Raw genomic sequence first — 16976 nt, 5'->3', positions numbered from 1 at the left:
TGGGGGCCGCGGTCCGATCCGGGGGACGTCAGCCGTCGTGAACGGTGCTGACGAGGCCGTAGTCCCCGTCAGCGCGGTGGTAGACGAGGCGGCCGGCTCCGGTGTCCGTGTCGGCGAAGAAGACGAACGCGAACCCGGTCAACTCCAGCCGTTCGATGGCCTCCGCCACGGTGAGCCGGGGAGCGGGCAACGGGCTGACCGAGATCGCCGCGCACGTCGGAGCCGGCAGATCCGACTGCGGCACGAGCTGAGCGAGGCGGTAGCCGTCGCCGGTGCGGTAGACGACGCTGTCCTGGCCCGTCGCGTCCTCGGTGAACAGCAGGAAGTCGTAGTCGAGCTCCTCCATGTCCACCACAGCCTCGTCAGGCACGGCGCGGGCCGCCGCGGGAAGCCGTACGACCTGCCGCTCCCCGCCGGCCTGCCCGGCTGGACGCTGTCCGTGGTGGCGCCCCCGCCGGTTCTCCCAGTCCCTGGTGCTCTCCAGCAGCCGCGTCCGCAGCCGGTCACCGAGCAGCTGGACGGCTCCACGAGCGGAGGCCGCGCTGGCCCGGGCCCTGACGAGTCTCCCCTGGACATCCAGTACGGCCTCCGCTGTCCGCCGCCCGGCGCCGAACTCGGGCGCGGTGCCGAGCTTGACCCTCGCGCCGAGCACCGGCTCGTGAGCGAGCCGCGCCAGATGAGCCACGGTCTCCTGGGCGTGCCGGACATCGGCGGGCCGGAACCCGCCACGGATCTTGACCTGCACGTCGGCGGGATCAAGAGCGATGGGCCTGTGCCTCATGCGTGAGCACCTTCTTCGCATCCGTTGCTGATGACCCCACCCTCTGGCCAGTCCGGACGCCGCGGCCAGGGACTTTCGTCCCCGCCGGGCAAGGACGTTGGGCTCCTGCGGCGGAAGGTGTCGCTGGGGCCGGAGCGAGGTCTCTCGCCCGCCGCTGCGAGGACTTTGGTCCCTGCCCGGAGGTGACGGCAGGCGACAAGGTGGTCCCATGCGGATCCTGATGACGGAGTCGGACCCTTCCGGCGGTGCGGTGGCAGGGGCGTTGCTCGCCCTCGAAGGACACGAGATGGCCTACTGCCACCCTCCAGGCGCGGCGCCCTCCACGGCGCCGTGTGCCGGCATGGCTCCTGGCGGTCGCTGCCCGCTGGCGGGCGGGGATGTGGACCTGCTCGTCGACGTCAGGCTGGCGCCGGGCCCCTTCACGCTGCGAGAGGCCGGGGTCATGTGTGCCCTGCGCGCGGGGGTCCCGGTGCTGGTGGCGGGGCCTACACCGTCGGGGACCGGGCTGGAGGAGACCGTATCCAGATGCGAGCCCGTCGAGCTGGTCGAGACTTGCGCGGAAGCGGTGTCGCCGACCGGCCCCGCAGCTCTGCGGGCCGTCGCTGACGCGGTCCGGCCCCTGCTGCGCCGCGCGGGCATGCGTCCGCAGATACGACTCGTGGAGGTGGACGGCACGGTGCACGTGTACCTGTCGTTCCTGAGCGAGATCAGCACAGCGCTCGCAGAAGAGATCCGCCAGGCGGCCGCGCAGGCCTACACGCAGGTTACCCGCGACCGCTTCCAGATCGTCGCGCACGTGGCGCTGCTGGCCGCCACATAGATCCCCGCACCTGCTACCACGGTGAGCGTGCGGCGGCCGTCACGCCTGGTTCCACGTCAGCGCGATGGCTCCCAGCCGCGTCGGACGGCCCGTTCCTCGTCCCTGCTGCGGTAGACGATGTACGGGCGGGTGAGGTACCCGACGGGGGCGGTGAGCATGTGCACCAGCCGGGTGAACGGCCAGATCGCGAACAGCACCAGCGCACTGAGTGCGTGCAGCTGGAACAGCAGCGGCGCGCCTGCCATCGGGGCGGGTTCCGGCTGGAAGGAGAAGATCGACCGGAACCACGGTGAGACGGTGGTGCGATAGTCGTAGCCGCCGCCGGTGATGTTGGCCAGGACGGTGGCGGCCAGGCCGAGGGCGATGGTGAGGGCCAGGACGGCGTACATCAGCTTGTCGTTGCGGGTGGTGGCGGTGAACACGGGACCGACCGTCCGGCGCCGGTAGATCAGGATGGCCAGGCCGCCCACTGTGGCGATGCCGGCGATGGTGCCCAGCACGACGGCGAACAGGTGGTAGAGCTCCTCGCTCATCCCCAGAGCTTCGGTCCAGCTCTTGGGGATCACCAGGCCGCCGACGTGGCCGAGCGCCACGACGAGGATGCCGAAGTGGAACAGCGGGCTGCCGATACGCAGCAGCCGTGACTCGTACATCTGGGAGGACCGGGTGGTCCAGCCGAACTTGTCGTAGCGGTAGCGCCACAGGTGACCGAGCACGAACACGGTCAACGCCACGTACGGCAGCACAACCCAGAGCAGGATGCTCATCGGCCCGCCTCCATCACTGCGTACGGTTCCAGGCCGACGGCTTCGGCCGGCGGTCCCTCGGCCGCCAGCCGTAGCGCGGCCTCCTGCTCGCGTGCGCCCGGCGGGGGCAGCGTGGCGATCACGGCGGCGACTACGTCCGCGTACGGCGAGCGTTCCTCCTGCAGCGCAGCGCGCAGCACCTCCACGCCCGCGCGGTGCTCCAGCAGCAGCCGCCGGGCCTCGCGGACGGCGCCGCGCGCCGACAGCTCGCACACCACGGCCAGGTGGTCGGGCAGCTCGCCGTCGGCGAGCTCGAAGCCCGCCGCGTTCAGCGCGTGCTTGAAGCGCAGCAGCGCGGCGCCGCGCTTGCGGGTGTCGCCGTAGGCGTAGTAGGTGAGGTACGGGCAGCAGCGCCGCTTGAGATCGAACGTCGCCACGTAGTGCGCGGCCAGTTCGGCGGGATAGGTGGCGGCCACATGGGCGAGGAAGGCCGACAGCCGCTCGCGCGCCTCACCCGCCTGCAGCCCGTCCACCGCCTTCGCCAGCACGCCGAGCCCGTCGTACAGCCGTTCGTCGGGATAGCCGAGCAGCACCGAGGCCACCATGTGGGCGGTACGTACGTCGGCGCTCATTTCTTCCTCCTGGGGAACAATCCGTCTGGTGTGCCTTTGCCGTCCCAGTTGAGGAGGTTGACGCGGCCGTGCAGTTCGCCGGCATCGTCCAGGTCCTCGCCTGTCTGCCGCTCGCGCAGGGCGTGGAAGTTCTCCACCGCCACCGGGGCGGGCATGCCGGACGCTTCGCCGAACGGGCCGTTCATACCCGGGCCGCCTTCGTAGTCGAGGCTGCAGCCGGTGGCCAGTTCCTCCAATTGCTCGCCCTGCTCGGCGTGGGCCTTGGGAATGACGTACCGCTCGTCGTAGGGGGCCAGGGCCAGCAGCCGGTGCATGCCTTCGACCTGCTCGCCGCTCATTCCCACGGCTGTGGCGATCAACTCGTCCCGATCCTGGCCCAAGTTGATGCGGCGCATGTAGGAGCGCATCGCGGCCAGCCGGCGCAGCACCGCCCGCACCGGCTCCGGATCGCCGGCGGTGAACAGCTCGGCCAGGTAGCCGATGGGGATGCGCAGGGCGTCGATGGCGCCGAACAGGTTTCCGGCGTCCTCACCGTCATGCCCGGTCCCCGCGAGCACGTCCACCACAGGTGACAGTGGCGGGATGTACCAGACCATGGGCATCGTCCGGTATTCCGGGTGCAGCGGCAGCGCCACGCCGTACTCGAAGATCAGCCGGTGGATGGGGGAGCGGCGGGCCGCCTCCAGCCAGTCCTCGGGGATGCCGGCGGCGCGGGCGGCGGTGATCACTTCGGGGTCGTGCGGATCGAGCATGACGCTCTTCTGCGCCTCGAACAGGTCCTTCTGGTCAGGAACGGAGGCCGCCTCGGTGACGCGGTCGGCGTCGTACAGGATGAGGCCGATGTAGCGCAGGCGGCCCACGCATGTCTCCGAGCAGACGGTGGGGATGCCGACCTCGACACGCGGGTAGCAGAACGTGCACTTCTCCGCCTTGCCGGTGCGGTGGTTGAAGTACACCTTCTTGTACGGGCAGCCGGTCACGCACATCCGCCAGCCCCGGCAGCGGTCCTGGTCCACCAGGACGATGCCGTCCTCCGACCGCTTGTACAGCGCGCCCGACGGGCAGGAGGCCACGCAGGAGGGGTTGAGGCAGTGCTCGCAGATGCGCGGCAAGTAGAACATGAACGCCCGTTCGAACTCCAGCTTCACCTGGCCTGACAGCTTGCGCAGCACGGGGTCGGCCGGGGCGAGCTCGGGCCCCCCGGCCAGGTTGTCGTCCCAGTTGGCGCTCCAGCTGATCTTGGTGGGTTCGCCGGTGATGAGCGAGCGGGGCCGCGCGACCGGGGTGTCGGCCTGCATGGGAGCGGAGAAGAGCTGGTCGTAGTCGTAGGTCCAGGGCTCGTAGTAGTCCTGGATGGCCGGCATGAGCGGGTTGGCGAAGATCGAGAAGAGTTTCTTGAGCCGGCCGCCGGCCTTCAGGCGCAGCCGGCCTCGCCGGTTGAGCTCCCAGCCGCCCTTCCATCGGTCCTGGTCCTGGTAGGTGCGGGGGTAGCCCTGGCCGGGGCGGGTCTCGACGTTGTTGAACCAGACGTACTCGGTGCCGGCCCGGTTGGTCCAGGCCTGCTTGCAGGTGACCGAGCAGGTGTGGCAGCCGATGCACTTGTCCAGGTTCATCACCATGGCCAGCTGCGCCATGACACGCATCAGTAGTCGACCTCCTGGCTGCGGCGGCGGATCACGGTGATCTCGTCGCGCTGGTTCCCGGTGGGGCCCAGGTAGTTGAAGGCGAAGCTCAGCTGGGCGTAGCCGCCGATCAGGTGGGTGGGTTTGACCAGGAGCCGGGTGAGGGAATTGTGGATACCGCCCCGCAGGCCCGAGGTCTCGCTCTTGGGCACGTCCACCACCCGCTCCTGGGCGTGGTACATGTACACCGTGCCCGCGGGCATGCGGTGCGAGACGATGGCGCGGGCCACCACGACGCCGTTGCGGTTGACGGCCTCCACCCAGTCGTTGTCGGCGATCTTCGCTCTGGCGGCGTCGGCCGGGCTCATCCAGATGGTCGGGCCGCCGCGTGACAGGGTGAGCATGAGCAGGTTGTCCTGGTATTCGGAGTGGATGGACCACTTGGAATGCGGGGTGAGATAACGCACCGTGATGCCGTTCTCGCCGGACTCTCCTACGCCGGGCTCGCCGAACATCGCGGTCATGTTCAGCGGTGGCCGGTAGACCGGCAGCGCCTCGCCCGCCTCGTGGATCCAGTCGTGGTCGAGGTAGAAGTGCTGGCGACCGGTGAGGGTGTGCCAGGGTTTGCGGTGCTCGACGTTGATGGTGAAGGCCGAATAGCGGCGCCCGCCGCTTTCGCTGCCCGACCATTCCGGTGAGGTGATCACCGGCACCGGCCGGGCCTGGGTGTCGGCGAAGGTGATCTGCCTGTGCTCGTCGGCCAGGCCGTCGAACGACGTCCCGGTACGCCGGCCCAGCGTGGTGAACCCCTGCGCGGCCAGGTGCCCGTTGGTGGTGCCCGACAGGGCCAGGATGGCCTCGCACATGTCGACGTCGCGGGCCAGGGACGGGCGTCCGTCGGCGACGCCGCCGCGTACGGTGCCGTTCATCCTGCCCAGCCGGTCGATCTCGCCGGAGACGTCGAACGTCAGGCCCTTGGTGGTGGCGCCGAGCCGTTCCAGGAGGGGGCCGAGGGCGGCCATCTTGTCTGCCACGGCCCCGTAGTCGCGCTCGACGGTGACCAGTTTGGGGAAGTCGCGTCCCGGCGTCGGCCTCCCTCCTGTCGCGCGCCAGTCGTGCACCCGCCCGTGCGGGGTGGCGAGTTCGTCGGCGGTGTCGTGCAGGAGCGGAACGGCGACCAGGTCGGTGCGGGTGCCCAGATGGGTCTTCGCCAGGCCGCTGAACGCCTTGGCGATGGCGTGGAAGGCGGCGAAGTCGGTGCGGGTCTGCCACGGCGGGTCGATCGCCGGCGTGAAGGCGTGCACGAACGGGTGCATGTCGGTGGAGGACAGGTCGTGTTTCTCGTACCAGGTGGCGGCCGGCAGCACGATGTCGGAGAACAGCGTGGTGGACGTCATCCGGAAGTCCAGCGACAGCAGCAGGTCGAGCTTGCCCCGAGGCGCCTCCTGCGGCCAGGCGACGCCTTCTGGCCGCTGTTCGGGAGCGGCCTCGTCGGCACGGACGGCCGAGTCGGCGCCCAGCAGATGACGCAGGAAGTACTCGTTGCCCTTGGCGGAGGAGCCGAGCAGGTTGGCCCGCCACACCGTGAGCACACGGGGCCAGTTCGCGGGCGCGTCGGGGTCCTCGCAGGCGAAGCCGAGCCGCCCCTCCGCGACCTGCCCGGCCACGTAGGGCCCTGGGTCGGACCTCGCCGCGGCGGCCTCGTCGGCCAGGTCGAGCGGGTTGCGGTCGAACGTCGGGTATGAGGGCATCCACCCCAGACGTGCCGACAGCGACAGCAGGTCGGCGGTGGCCTTGCCGGTGAACGCGCCCTCGCCGAGCGGAGAGGAGACGACGTCTGCCGCGTAGGTGTCGTAGCGCCACTGATCGGTGTGCAGGTACCAGAAGGCGGTGCCGATCATCTGCCGGGGCGGGCGCGACCAGTCCAGCCCGAAGGCCAGCTGCGCCCACCCGGTGATCGGCCGGCACTTCTCCTGACCGACGTAGTGCGCCCAGCCGCCCCCGTTGACGCCCTGACAGCCGGTCAGCGTCGTCAGCGCCAGGAACGAGCGGTAGATCGTGTCGGAGTGGAACCAGTGATTCGTCCCCGCACCCATGATGATCATGGAACGGCCGCCGGACTCCTCGGCGTTGCGGGCGAATTCCCGCGCGATGCGGGCCGCCGCCGCGGCCGGCACGCCGGTGATCGCCTCCTGCCAGGCGGGGGTGTAGGGCTCGGCAGCGTCGTCGTACGCGGATGGCCAGCGTCCGGGCAGCCCTTCGCGGGCGACCCCGTACTGAGCGAGCATCAGGTCGTAGACCGTGGTCACCAGGTGAGCGCCGACCCGCCGCACCGGCACGCCGCGCTGCAGCACGCCATCGCCGTGACCGTCGAAGCGTGGCAGCGCCACCGGCACCGACTCCGGCCCGAGACAGGTCAGCAGCGGGTCCACTCCGTCCAGGTCAAGGTTCCAGCGGCCCTGCCCCTGGTCGGAGTAGCGGAAGCCGAGCGAGCCGTTCGGCACGACCGGCTCGCCGGTCCGCGCGTCCACAAGCACCGTGGCGAACGCCGCCTCCTGGCCCTCCTGACCCAGGTCGGCCGCGGTGAGGAACTTGTCCGGCACGTATGATCCGTTGCGCTCTCGCAGCCGGATCAGGAACGGCAGATCGGTGAAGCGCTTGACGTAGTCGGCGAAGGCGGGCGTCGGCCGGTCCGTGAAGAACTCCTTGAGGATCACGTGGCCCATGGCCATGGCCAGTGCGCCGTCCGTGCCGGGGTGCGGGGCCAGCCACTCGTCGGCGAACTTGGCGGCGTCGTTGTAGTCGGGCGCCAGCACCACCACCTTCTGGCCGTGGTAACGCGCCTCGGCCATGTAGTGGGCGTCCGGCGTGCGGGTCACCGGCACGTTCGAGCCCCACAACATCAGGTACGCCGCGTCCCACCAGTCCGCCGACTCCGGAACGTCGGTCTGGTCGCCGAACACCTGCGGCGAGGCCACCGGCAGGTCGGCGTACCAGTCGTAGAACGACAGCATCGCGCCGCCGATCAGCGAGATGAACCGGGCGCCCACCGCGTGCGACGCCATCGACATCGCCGGAATGGGCGAGAAGCCCGCCACGCGGTCGGGACCGTAGGTCTTGATCGTGTGCACGTGCGCCGCCGCGATGATCTCGGTGGCCTCGTCCCAGGTGACGCGTACCAGGCCACCCTTGCCTCGGGCGGCCTGGTATCTTTCCCGTTTGCCTGGGTCCGTGGTGATCTCCGCCCACGCCTCGACCGGATCGCCCAGCCGCGCCCTGGCCTCCCGGTACATCTCCACCAGCACGCCCCGCGCGTAGGGGTAACGCACCCGGGTGGGGGAGTAGGTGTACCAGGAGAAGGCCGCGCCACGGGGGCAGCCACGCGGCTCGTACTCCGGCCGATCACCGCCGACGCTCGGATAGTCGGTCTGCTGCGCCTCCCAGGTGATGATCCCGTCCTTGACGTAGACCTTCCACGAGCACGAACCCGTGCAGTTCACCCCGTGCGTGGAGCGCACCACCTTGTCATGGCTCCACCGATCCCGATAGAAGGCGTCCGACTGCCGGCCGCCCACCTGGTACAACGACCGCAGGTCCGCCGAGACCGTACCCGGCCGCAGATGCCGGCCCATCTTCAGCAGCGCGTCGCTGACCGATCCATCCATGCCCGCCATATCACTCGTCCCTGCCGTCACGAATCCGACATGTCCGGTATGGGTGTTGTCTTAGCCCAACAAGAGGCGGGGAAACTCGAACCGGCCGGAAGTGTGAGGGTTCCTGCTCAGGGGAGGCTGCGTGCGAGCGTTTGAGGGGCAATCTCCCACCCCTTGTCAGCGGGGTTGACCAGGACGGGAACCTTGGGGCCATCGAGTGCGCGGTGTCGCGCTCGCCCACCCTGCCGCGTCAAGCCTCGAACGTGATCGCGTGGCCGTCATGGTTCCCCTTCGTGTCGAACGCCGGCTTTCACGCTTTTTGATCTGGGGGCGACCAGGTCGGTCGAAGGGCAGCTGCGAAGGGGACCAAGGTCATCAGGAATCGAGGACGTTGGCCTCCGTACCTGCTACTACGCCACTGATGTGCTGGTGATGATCCTGGAAGTAGGACATCATCATGTCCGTCACTCCGCTGACACGACGCCGCAAGCTGGGTCCGTGGATGGCGACCGCGCTGGTCGTCGGCAACATGATCGGCTCAGGCGTGTTCCTGCTGCCTGCCTCGCTGGCCGCCTTCGGCAGTGCCAGCCTGGTGGCCTGGACACTGACCGCGACCGGCGCTCTGCTGCTGGCGCTGGTCCTCGCCCGCCTCGGCCGCGCCTACCCCAAGACGGGCGGCCCGTACGCCTACGCCCGCCGTGCTTTTGGCGACTTCGTCGGCTTCCAGACCGCGTGGGGCTACTGGATCGCGGTCTGGGTCGGCAACGCGGCCATCGCCGTCGCCTTCGTCAGCTACCTCGGCTACTTCTGGCCCGCCCTCGGCGACACCGCCCTGCTCGCGGCAGGCGTCGCGCTGGCGGCGATCTGGCTGCTGACCGCCGTCAACGTGCGCGGGGTACGGCAGGGCGGCTGGATCCAGGCCGTCACCACCGTCGCCAAGTTGCTCCCGCTGGTCGCGCTCGCCGTGGCCGCGCCGTTCTTCATCGACGCCGGCGACTTCACCCCGTTCAACCCCAGCGGCCAGAGCACGTTCGGCGCCGTGACCGCCGCCGCGTCCCTGACGCTGTGGGCGTTCATCGGCATCGAGTCGGCCACCGTCCCGGCCGAGGACGTGGAGCACCCCGAGCGGACGATCCCGCGCGCCACGGTCATCGGCACGGCCGTCACTGCCGCCGTCTACATCCTGGGCACTCTCGCCGTGTTCGCCGCCGTCCCCCGCCAGGTGCTGGTGGACTCCACCGCCCCGTTCGCGGACGCCGCCGCGGTCATGTTCGGCGACTGGGCCGGCACCGCCTTCCACCCCATGTTCGCCGGGCGGGCTCCGGTCTGGTACCCGGCCGAGGCCGAGTAGCCGGCCACCATCGAGGGCGGCGACATCCACGTCGTCGGCGACGGCACCGTCCTGGTGGGGATGAGCGAACGCACCACCCCGCAGGCGATCGAACTGCTGGCCCGGCGCCTGTTCGAGGCCGGCGCCGCTGACAGGGTGATCGCCGCCGCGCTGCCGTCCAAGCGGGCGTTCATGCATCTCGACACCGTCATGACGATGATCGACCGAGGCGTCTTCGTGGTCCACCCCGAGTTGCCTCCGCTGCGCTCGTTCACCCTCACCCCAGGGTTGCGGGTGCGCGAGAACGACGACCTGTTCACCGCGCTTGGCGCGGCCACTGTGCTGCGCGCGGAACAGGACGTGTGGGCCGCCGAACGCGAGCAGTGGGACGACGGCACCAACGTGCTCGCCATCGCGCCCGGCGTGGTCGTCGCCTACGAACGCAACGTCACCACCAACACCATGCTCCGCAAACACGGCGTCGAGGTCATCACCATCGCCGGTGCCGAACTCGGCCGCGGCCGTGGCGGCCCCCGCTGCATGAGCTGCCCCATCGAGAGGAACCCCCTGTGAAAGACCTGCTGCGCATCGCCGACCTGACCGAGCACGACCTCGCCTACCTGCTCGACCGGGCCGAACACCTCAAGCGCCACCCCGGTGCCGCAGGCGACCCGCTGGAAGGACAGACGGTGCTGCTCCACTTCGCCAAACCCTCCACCCGCACCCGCGTCTCCACCGAGACCGCCGTCGTCCGCCCGGGCGGCGTCCCGCTCACCGTCGCCCCTGCCGAGCTACAGCTCGGCAGGGGCGAGACCATCGCCGACACCGCCCGGGTCATCGGCTCCTACGCCGCCGCCGTCGTGATCCGTACCTTCGACCACGACGACGTGGCACGGGTTCGCCCGGTCCGCCGAGGTCCCGGTGATCAACGCGCTCACCGACGCCCATCACCCGCTGCAGGCGCTCGCCGACCTGCTGACCCTGCGTGAGCACTTCGGTGAGCTGCGCGGGCGCAAACTGGCCTACGTCGGCCCCGCCACCAACGTCACCCACAGCCTCATGGAGGCCACCGCGCTGGCCGGCAGTCCATGGGAGATCCCATCGAGGAGAAGACGGCCAGGACCGCGGCGCGCACCCCATACCGCGTCACCGCCGGCCTGATGAGGGAAGCCGCACCTGGAGCGGTCTTCCTGCACTGCTTGCCCGCCCACCGCGGCGAGGAAGTCGCCGGGGACGTCATCGACGGCCCGGCCTCCCAGGTGTTTCCCCAGGCCGCCAACCGCCTACCCACCGCACAGGCGGTCCTGGAAGCGCTGGTCGGCCCCACCTTGGCAGGCGCAAGGTGAGGATCGTCATCGCGCTCGGCGGCAACGCGCTGCTGCACCGCGGGGAACGGGCCGACGCGGCCACGCAGATCCGCAACGCCGCCCACGCCGCCGAGCAGATCGCCCGCCTGGCCACCCACCACCAGATCCTCGTCGTGCACGGCAACGGCCCCCAGGTGGGGCTGCTGGCCGAGGAGAGCGAACGCGACCCCACCCTGGAACGCGGCTACCCGCTCGACACCCTTGTCGCCGAGACCCAGGGCATGATCGGCTACTGGCTCGCCCAAGGCGTCGGCCGCCACCTGCCGGACGTGCCGGTCGCCGCTCTCGTCACCCAGGTCGTCGTGGACCCCGCGGACCCGGCCTTCGACCATCCGGAGAAACCCATCGGCCCCTGCTATCCGGAGGCGGACGCCGAACGCCTCACGACCGAGCGTGGCTGGACCTTCGTCCGGGAACGGCACGGCTACCGTCGCGTCGTGCCCTCGCCGCGGCCCGAACGCGTCGTCGAACTGCCCGATCGCCCGGCTGCTGGACGCCGGCACAGTCGTGATCGCCGGTGGCGGAGGCGGCGCCCCCGTCAGCGGCGACCTCACGGGCATTGAGGCGGTCGTGGACAAGGACGCCGTCGCTGCGCTGCTCGCCACACAACTCGAAGCGGACTTGCTGGCCATCCTCACCGATGTGCCCTACGTGTACGCCGACTACGGCACACCGCGCCAGCGTCCCATCACGACTGCGACTCCCGACAAGCTGGACGGCGACTCCTTCACACCCCGGCTCCATGGGGCCCAAGGTGGCGGCGGCCTGCGCGTTCGGCCGCGCCACCGGCCGGCCGGTGGCCATCGGCGCGCTGGACGAGCTCGCGCGGGTGGTGGATGGCATCAGCGGCACCCGCATCCAGCCCGCAGAGTGACCTCCGCGCCTGGCGATCAGGGACCAAAGGCACTGCTTGTGCAGGACTTCCTCCTCGGGAGTTCTTCCGCCGCCCTGGCGAAGCTGAGAGTGCGAGATCCGATCCGTTGAGGAGATGAGTGATGGCCAGTCAGATCGTGGTCGGCGTGGATGGGTCCGCCCCGTCCTCCGCCGCAGTGGAGTGGGCGGCGGCCGACGCCGCGCGGCGCGGGCACGACCTGCGACTCGTGCATGTGTGCGCGCCGCGGTCGCACGGAGAGGGGACAGAGCACTGCGCCGGCGCGCTGGAGGCAGCCGCCGACCGGGCGCGCGACATCACCAGCGGCGTCAAGGTGACGACGGACCTGCTGACCGGGAACGTCATCGACGAACTGATCGCCGAGTCCGCCACGGCCGACTGCCTGGTGCTGGGCAGTCGCGGGCTCGGCGGGTTCACCGGGATGATGCTCGGCTCGGTGAGCACCGCGATGGCCGGACACGCCATGGGACCGGTCGTCGTCGTCCGCGGATCCCAGCCGGCCGAGCACGGCCGCGTCGTGATCGGCTACGACGGCTCCGAGCACGCGCAGGCGGCCATGGAGTACGCCGTCGAGCAGGCGATGAGGCGCCGGGCCGAGTTGCACGTGGTCACGGCCTGGCAGGTGCCGTCCTTCTCCCCGTACGCCGTCGCCTACAGCAGCCTGATCGAGCAGGTCATGCGGGAGGAGAAGCGCGCGGCACGCGAGCTGGTCGAGCCCTGGCGCACCAACAACCCTGACCTCGTCATCACTGATGAGCAACCCTGCGAACACCCGGTCGCCGCCCTGACCAGGGCTGCCAAGGCGGCAGACCTCGTCGTGGTCGGCTCGCGCGGGCTGGGCGGCTTCGCCTCGGCACTGCTCGGCTCGGTCAGCCACGCCGTACTGCATCACGTGGCCTGCCCGGTCGCCGTGGTCCGGCCCGGTCGGAAGGAGCAGTCATGACCGTCGAAGCGCTGACGGCCGGGCAGGTGATGAGCCGCGTTCTGGTCGCCGTCAAACCGGAGGAGTCGCCGCTCATGGCCTGGGAGCTGATGCGCCAGGCCGGCGTGCACCACCTGCCGGTCGTCGCCGGCAGTCACCTGCTGGGCATCGTGACCCGCGAGGACCTGGCCGCGTCCTGGTCCGGCGGGCCGCAGGAGCAGTCCACCCGGCACGTCCGCGGCCTGCTGGGACGGGAGAGGAGACCGCGGGTGCGGCCGGAGACGCCGCTGCCCCAGGTCACGGCCGCCATGATCGACGCCGGCGTCGACGCCGTGCCGGTCCTGTCCGGCGACGGCCTGGTCGGCCTGATCACCGCCCGGGACGTGCTGGCCGCGGTCGCCGGTCGGGTCAGCCCTTCGGAGGAGCCGGGGGAGGTGGTGACCGGCATGTTCCGCCTTGAACCCGTCCTGCCGACGCGAAGAGAACCGGTCCTGCCGACACGAAGCTGGAGGGAGGCGTGACATGGACGCATTAGTGATCTACGAGTCCATGTACGGCAACACCAAGAAGATCGCCGAGGCGGTGGCCGAGGGGCTGGCCACGCGGATGCGGGCCGAGGTGGTGGAGGTCGGCTCGGCACCCCCGCAGATCGGGAAGGAGATCGCGCTGCTCGTGGTAGGCGGGCCGACGCACGCCTTCTCGATGAGCCGGGCCTCCACCCGCCAGCCGGCCGCCCACGCCGTCGCCAGACGGTTGCGCCGCCTCGGCGTCAGATCCGTCGCACCCGCTGAGAGCTTCTACGTCACCGACATACGGGGGGCGCTGGTCGAGGGTGAGCTGGAGCGGGCCAGGCAATGGGGTGAGAGCCTCGCGGCGTCGTTCCCGGTCCCCGCATCGTGACCTCACAGGCACACCCGAGGGTCGAACCGCCGGACCAAAGGCCCGGCCATCAGGGCAGAACGTCCCTGTTTTGCCCTGGTCCCTCGGTTCGATCATTGAGGCATGAGATTTCATCGCATCGTGGCCGGTGCCGACGGCACCAGGAATTGCGAGGCCGCCCTGCTGTGGGCCGCGGAACAAGCCGTCGGCCGCGGGGAACGATTGCTCGTCGTGCACGCGTGGGAACCCCGGGTCCCGTACAGGGCGCCGTACGCGCGGCAGCCGGCACACGACGACCTGGCGTACGAGCAGCTGCACGGCGATGCCGCACTCAATCGCGCGCTCACCCTGGTGGGGGACCGGTTCCCCGGAATTCGCGTCGAGGGACGGCTCGTTCCCGGCAGGCCCGAGTCCGTGCTCGCCGAGCAGGCCCGGGGGGCCGATCTGCTGGTGCTCGGGTCGGCCGCCCCGCTCGCCGGGGACGGCAGGCTGGGCGCGGTGGTGCTGTCATGCCTGCGCCGGCCGCCGTGCCCGGTGGTAGTCGTACCCCCGATGGGGCTTGACGCTTCTCAACCGGTCGCCGTGGAGCTGGCCGAGGCGCGGTGAATGTCCTCCGGACAGTATGGAGGACGAGGCGCACAGATGGGCGACGGACGGCCGAACATTCCTGACGATACGGCGGCCGGACACCTGCTCGGCGTCCACCACGATGTAGTGGTCACGGCTGCCCGGCGTCCACGCGGTCAGAGGCAGCGCGGCCAGTTCGGCGATCTCGGCCGGGTCGTGCACCGCGCGCGCATGCCCGATGACGGTGACCGACCATCCCGTGCGCTCTTCCGGGTCGAACTCGTCGGCCTCGAAGGCCACCACGGCGTTGCGGGTGGCGGCGGGCAGGGCGCGATCGGTGAGACGATCCGTCCGGTCAGCGCGGACGACAGCAATCGCAGGCACTCCGAACGGGAGAGCACCTGCAGGCCGGACGAGTCGAGTCGCACACCCTCAACAATGACCGCCCGGTGCCGCTCCTCATCAGAGGCGAAGATCCCGTCATTCCCGTCGGTCAGCCCGCAGCCGGGCGGCCAGCGCGGCGGCCTGGGTGCGTCGCTGCATGTCGAGCTTGGACAGCAGATTCGACACGTAGTTCTTGACCGTCTTCTCGGCCAGGAACATGCGCTCGCCGATCTGCCGGTTCGTCAGCCCTTCACCGATCAGGTCGAGAATCTGCCGCTCCTGGTTGGAGAGCGCGGCCAGCGGGTCTCGCCTGGCGGCCTGGTCGCGAAGCCGTTGCAGCATGGCGGCGGTGGTCTGCGGATCCAGCAGCGACTGGCCCGAGGCGACCGTGCGCACGGCGCCGACCAGGTCCGAGCCGTGGATCTGCTTGAGCACGTAGCCGGCGGCGCCGGCCATGACCGCGTCGAACAGCGCGTCGTCGTCGGCGAAGGAGGTCAGCATCAGGCACGCCAGCCCGGGGAGCTTGGAGCGCACCTCGCGGCACACGTCCACCCCGTTGCCGTCGGGCAGCCGCACGTCCAGCACCGCGACATCCGGCCGCAGCGCCGGGATACGCGCCACGGCCGACTCGGCTGTGCCCGCCTCGCCGATCACCTCGATGTCGTCCTCGGAGTCCAGTAGGGCGGCGACACCGCGCCGCACCACCTCATGGTCGTCGACGAGGAAAACGCGAATCATGCTCAGACGCTATCCAACACACGCAACATCGCAAAGTGACCAAAGTCCCGATAGTCGCGGCATACCAGCCCTACTCGCGGTCGCGTGGCCGGTCACCAGGGTCCGCTGGATCAAGGCCGATCCCACGTGAAAGGAAGCTCGAGGATGTCGTCTCGCCGCCAGACGAGGTCCTCGTGGACGTCGACGACCCCGTCGAGCCTCTCGGCGGTGCGCGCGGCGGCGGCCGCCTGGCTGCGCCGGTCGATGTAGCCGGACAGGGTGACGATGCCGTCGTGCACCTCGACAATGATGCCGTCGCGGTCGTTCCACCTGTCCCGTGGCGTTATGCCGGCGACGACGCGGCGCCTGATCTCCTCATCGTCGCACAGGTACGTCCTGAGAAGGTCCCGCCTGCTGACGACACCCTCCAGCCGGCCCTCCTCGTTGACGACGACCAGACGCTTGACGCCGTACTCGTCCATGAGGCGAGCCGCCCTGACCGTTGAGGCATGCGGCGCGACCGTCACCGCGGGAGCGGTCATCAGACCCGCGGCGGTGTCCGCCGCCGCCTTCGTACCGCCGTCCTCGCTCCGATCCGTCACTTTCCGGCGCAGCCTTGTCCGCAGCGAGGGCTGGTAACTCTCGCCGTGATACTGCTCGCGGAACTCCTCCTTGCGCATGAGGTCTCCTTCGGAGACCACGCCGATGACCCGGCCGTCGGAGTCCAGCACCGGCATGGCGCTGATCCCGTTCGCCACCAGCATCCGGGCCACGTCCTTGAATGGCGTGTCCTGCTCGACCGCGACAACCTGCTTGGTCATGACGTCGCTCACCGTGATCCGCATCATGAGCCTCCCTTCGCTCCTGCCTGCCATGACATCGCTTGCCGCGGTGTGACGCGTAGGGGCCGAAGACCTTGTGAGCCCGGCCGTTGGTCGCGGTCTCGGCGCCGCGCACCCGCCGAAGGTCCCGGCAGGGCGGGGACGTACGGCTCTGCACGCGGCAGCTCGAATCCGATGTGCTGGAGGCGACGAAGAGAACAGGCACACAGCCCGCTGGAGGCGGCATCATGACCACCGCGTATGCGAAGCCCGTCACGTACCACGAGACCACCACGACCGGCGCGCGTCGCCCGGTCGACTATGCCTGGGCGATCGCTCGGATCTCGATCGGCTGGGTCTTCCTGTGGGCGTTCCTGGACAAGACCTTCGGCTGGGGCTTCGCCACACCCGCCAACCGGGCCTGGATCGAAGGGGGCAGCCCGACGACCGGCTTTCTGAAGGGCACCGGCGAGAACGCCCTGGGCGGGTTCTTCGGCGCACTCGCGGGACAGGCATGGGTGGACTGGCTGTTCATGGCCGGACTGCTCGGCATCGGCCTGGCACTCGTCCTGGGCGTCGGCACCCGCGTCGCCGCGGCCGCCGGCGGCCTGATGCTGGCGCTGATGTGGGCGGCCGAGCTGCCGCTGGCCAACAACCCGTTCATGGATGAGCACATCGTCTACGCGATCGTCCTCATCGGCCTCACCCTCGCCGGCGCGGGCGGCACTCTGGGACTCGGCAACCTGCCGATCGTCCGGCGCAACGCCTGGCTCAAGTAGTTGCACGCCTCACGCGCCCACCCCGACGTCCGGGGTGGGCACCGTGCTGTCCCGGATGCGAGAC

Annotated in this window: 21 protein-coding genes and 1 pseudogene; 14 read left to right on the top strand and 8 right to left on the bottom strand. The window is 70.2% G+C overall.

The annotated features are described in order from the left end of the window. Positions 1-28: 28 nt before the first annotated feature. Positions 29-781 carry a sigma 54 modulation/S30EA ribosomal C-terminal domain-containing protein gene (locus HD593_RS40840; RefSeq protein WP_246546981.1) on the bottom strand — a complete coding sequence of 251 codons (753 nt, stop codon included), beginning with the start codon at positions 779-781 and terminating at the stop codon, positions 29-31. A gap of 208 nt (positions 782-989) precedes the next feature. Here HD593_RS40840 and HD593_RS40835 point away from each other — a divergent pair, with 208 nt between their 5' ends. After that, a complete protein-coding gene (locus HD593_RS40835; RefSeq protein ID WP_185107656.1) occupies positions 990-1601 on the top strand; it encodes a hypothetical protein in 612 nt (203 codons plus the stop codon). A 56-nt stretch (positions 1602-1657) separates the two neighbouring features. On the opposite strand, the gene narI is transcribed toward HD593_RS40835, so the two are convergent. The 4 genes from narI to HD593_RS40815 are packed head-to-tail and all read right to left on the bottom strand — an operon-like array spanning position 1658 to position 8275. After that, entirely contained in the window at positions 1658-2368 is a 711-nt protein-coding gene (narI, locus tag HD593_RS40830; protein WP_185107654.1) for a respiratory nitrate reductase subunit gamma, read from the bottom strand. After that, a complete protein-coding gene (gene narJ / locus HD593_RS40825) occupies positions 2365-2979 on the bottom strand; it encodes a nitrate reductase molybdenum cofactor assembly chaperone (RefSeq protein WP_185107653.1) in 615 nt (204 codons plus the stop codon). The genes narI and narJ overlap by 4 nt, the downstream gene beginning before the upstream one ends. Continuing rightward, positions 2976-4622 (bottom strand): nitrate reductase subunit beta, encoded by a 1647-nt coding sequence (narH, locus tag HD593_RS40820; RefSeq protein ID WP_185107651.1) that lies wholly within the window; start codon positions 4620-4622, stop codon positions 2976-2978. Before narH ends, narJ begins: the two co-directional genes overlap by 4 nt. After that, entirely contained in the window at positions 4622-8275 is a 3654-nt protein-coding gene (locus tag HD593_RS40815) for a nitrate reductase subunit alpha (protein WP_185107649.1), read from the bottom strand. The genes narH and HD593_RS40815 overlap by 1 nt, the downstream gene beginning before the upstream one ends. Before the next feature lie 436 nt (positions 8276-8711). Here HD593_RS40815 and HD593_RS40810 point away from each other — a divergent pair, with 436 nt between their 5' ends. From HD593_RS40810 to HD593_RS40775, 12 genes and pseudogenes are all read left to right on the top strand, one after another. Further along, positions 8712-9605: an amino acid permease gene (locus HD593_RS40810; RefSeq protein ID WP_185107647.1), complete on the top strand. Its 894-nt coding sequence runs from the start codon at positions 8712-8714 to the stop codon at positions 9603-9605. A 9-nt stretch (positions 9606-9614) separates the two neighbouring features. After that, positions 9615-10157, top strand: coding sequence for an arginine deiminase family protein (locus HD593_RS40805; protein ID WP_185112428.1), 543 nt, complete (start codon positions 9615-9617; stop codon positions 10155-10157). Further along, a complete protein-coding gene (locus HD593_RS60655) occupies positions 10154-10573 on the top strand; it encodes a Rossmann-fold NAD(P)-binding domain-containing protein (RefSeq protein ID WP_221525229.1) in 420 nt (139 codons plus the stop codon). The genes HD593_RS40805 and HD593_RS60655 overlap by 4 nt, the downstream gene beginning before the upstream one ends. Continuing rightward, complete coding sequence (locus tag HD593_RS65330) at positions 10506-10745, top strand: hypothetical protein (protein ID WP_350669076.1); 240 nt, start codon at positions 10506-10508, stop codon at positions 10743-10745. The genes HD593_RS60655 and HD593_RS65330 overlap by 68 nt, the downstream gene beginning before the upstream one ends. Beyond that, positions 10673-10930 carry a hypothetical protein gene (locus HD593_RS60645; RefSeq protein ID WP_221525228.1) on the top strand — a complete coding sequence of 86 codons (258 nt, stop codon included), beginning with the start codon at positions 10673-10675 and terminating at the stop codon, positions 10928-10930. Before HD593_RS65330 ends, HD593_RS60645 begins: the two co-directional genes overlap by 73 nt. Then, on the top strand, positions 10927-11514 hold the full coding sequence (locus tag HD593_RS62395; protein WP_312904068.1) for an amino acid kinase family protein: 588 nt from the start codon (positions 10927-10929) through the stop codon (positions 11512-11514). The genes HD593_RS60645 and HD593_RS62395 overlap by 4 nt, the downstream gene beginning before the upstream one ends. Further along, positions 11459-11611 (top strand): annotated as a pseudogene (locus HD593_RS65600) (amino acid kinase family protein); the annotation flags it as partial. The gene HD593_RS62395 and the pseudogene HD593_RS65600, both read left to right, overlap by 56 nt. A gap of 82 nt (positions 11612-11693) precedes the next feature. After that, entirely contained in the window at positions 11694-11825 is a 132-nt protein-coding gene (locus tag HD593_RS65595; protein WP_281402921.1) for a hypothetical protein, read from the top strand. Positions 11826-11946: 121 nt separating this feature from the next. Continuing rightward, positions 11947-12786 carry a universal stress protein gene (locus HD593_RS40790; protein ID WP_185107645.1) on the top strand — a complete coding sequence of 280 codons (840 nt, stop codon included), beginning with the start codon at positions 11947-11949 and terminating at the stop codon, positions 12784-12786. Continuing rightward, positions 12783-13286, top strand: coding sequence for a CBS domain-containing protein (locus tag HD593_RS40785; RefSeq protein ID WP_185107643.1), 504 nt, complete (start codon positions 12783-12785; stop codon positions 13284-13286). The genes HD593_RS40790 and HD593_RS40785 overlap by 4 nt, the downstream gene beginning before the upstream one ends. Before the next feature lies 1 nt (position 13287). Continuing rightward, positions 13288-13665 (top strand): flavodoxin family protein, encoded by a 378-nt coding sequence (locus HD593_RS40780; protein WP_185107641.1) that lies wholly within the window; start codon positions 13288-13290, stop codon positions 13663-13665. Positions 13666-13767: 102 nt separating this feature from the next. Beyond that, entirely contained in the window at positions 13768-14250 is a 483-nt protein-coding gene (locus tag HD593_RS40775; RefSeq protein WP_185107639.1) for a universal stress protein, read from the top strand. Here HD593_RS40775 and HD593_RS64695 read toward each other — a convergent pair. The 3 genes from HD593_RS64695 to HD593_RS40760 all read right to left on the bottom strand — a co-directional run bounded on the left by HD593_RS64695 (position 14152) and on the right by HD593_RS40760 (position 16160). After that, positions 14152-14595, bottom strand: a complete 444-nt coding sequence (locus HD593_RS64695) for a pyridoxamine 5'-phosphate oxidase family protein (RefSeq protein ID WP_312904066.1) — start codon at positions 14593-14595, stop codon at positions 14152-14154. The two genes, HD593_RS40775 and HD593_RS64695, sit on opposite strands and share 99 nt — an antisense overlap. Before the next feature lie 96 nt (positions 14596-14691). After that, positions 14692-15333, bottom strand: coding sequence for a response regulator transcription factor (locus HD593_RS40765; RefSeq protein ID WP_185107637.1), 642 nt, complete (start codon positions 15331-15333; stop codon positions 14692-14694). Positions 15334-15443: 110 nt separating this feature from the next. Then, on the bottom strand, positions 15444-16160 hold the full coding sequence (locus tag HD593_RS40760) for a CBS domain-containing protein (RefSeq protein WP_185107635.1): 717 nt from the start codon (positions 16158-16160) through the stop codon (positions 15444-15446). Positions 16161-16381: 221 nt separating this feature from the next. Between HD593_RS40760 and HD593_RS40755 the strand changes: the two genes are divergently transcribed. After that, a complete protein-coding gene (locus HD593_RS40755) occupies positions 16382-16912 on the top strand; it encodes a DoxX family membrane protein (protein WP_185107633.1) in 531 nt (176 codons plus the stop codon). Positions 16913-16976: the final 64 nt, after the last annotated feature.

It is taken from the genome of Nonomuraea rubra (assembly GCF_014207985.1).
GTDB lineage: Bacteria > Actinomycetota > Actinomycetes > Streptosporangiales > Streptosporangiaceae > Nonomuraea > Nonomuraea rubra.
The sequence above is the reverse complement of the archived record's forward strand: the minus strand, read 5'-3'. Positions and strand labels throughout refer to the sequence as shown.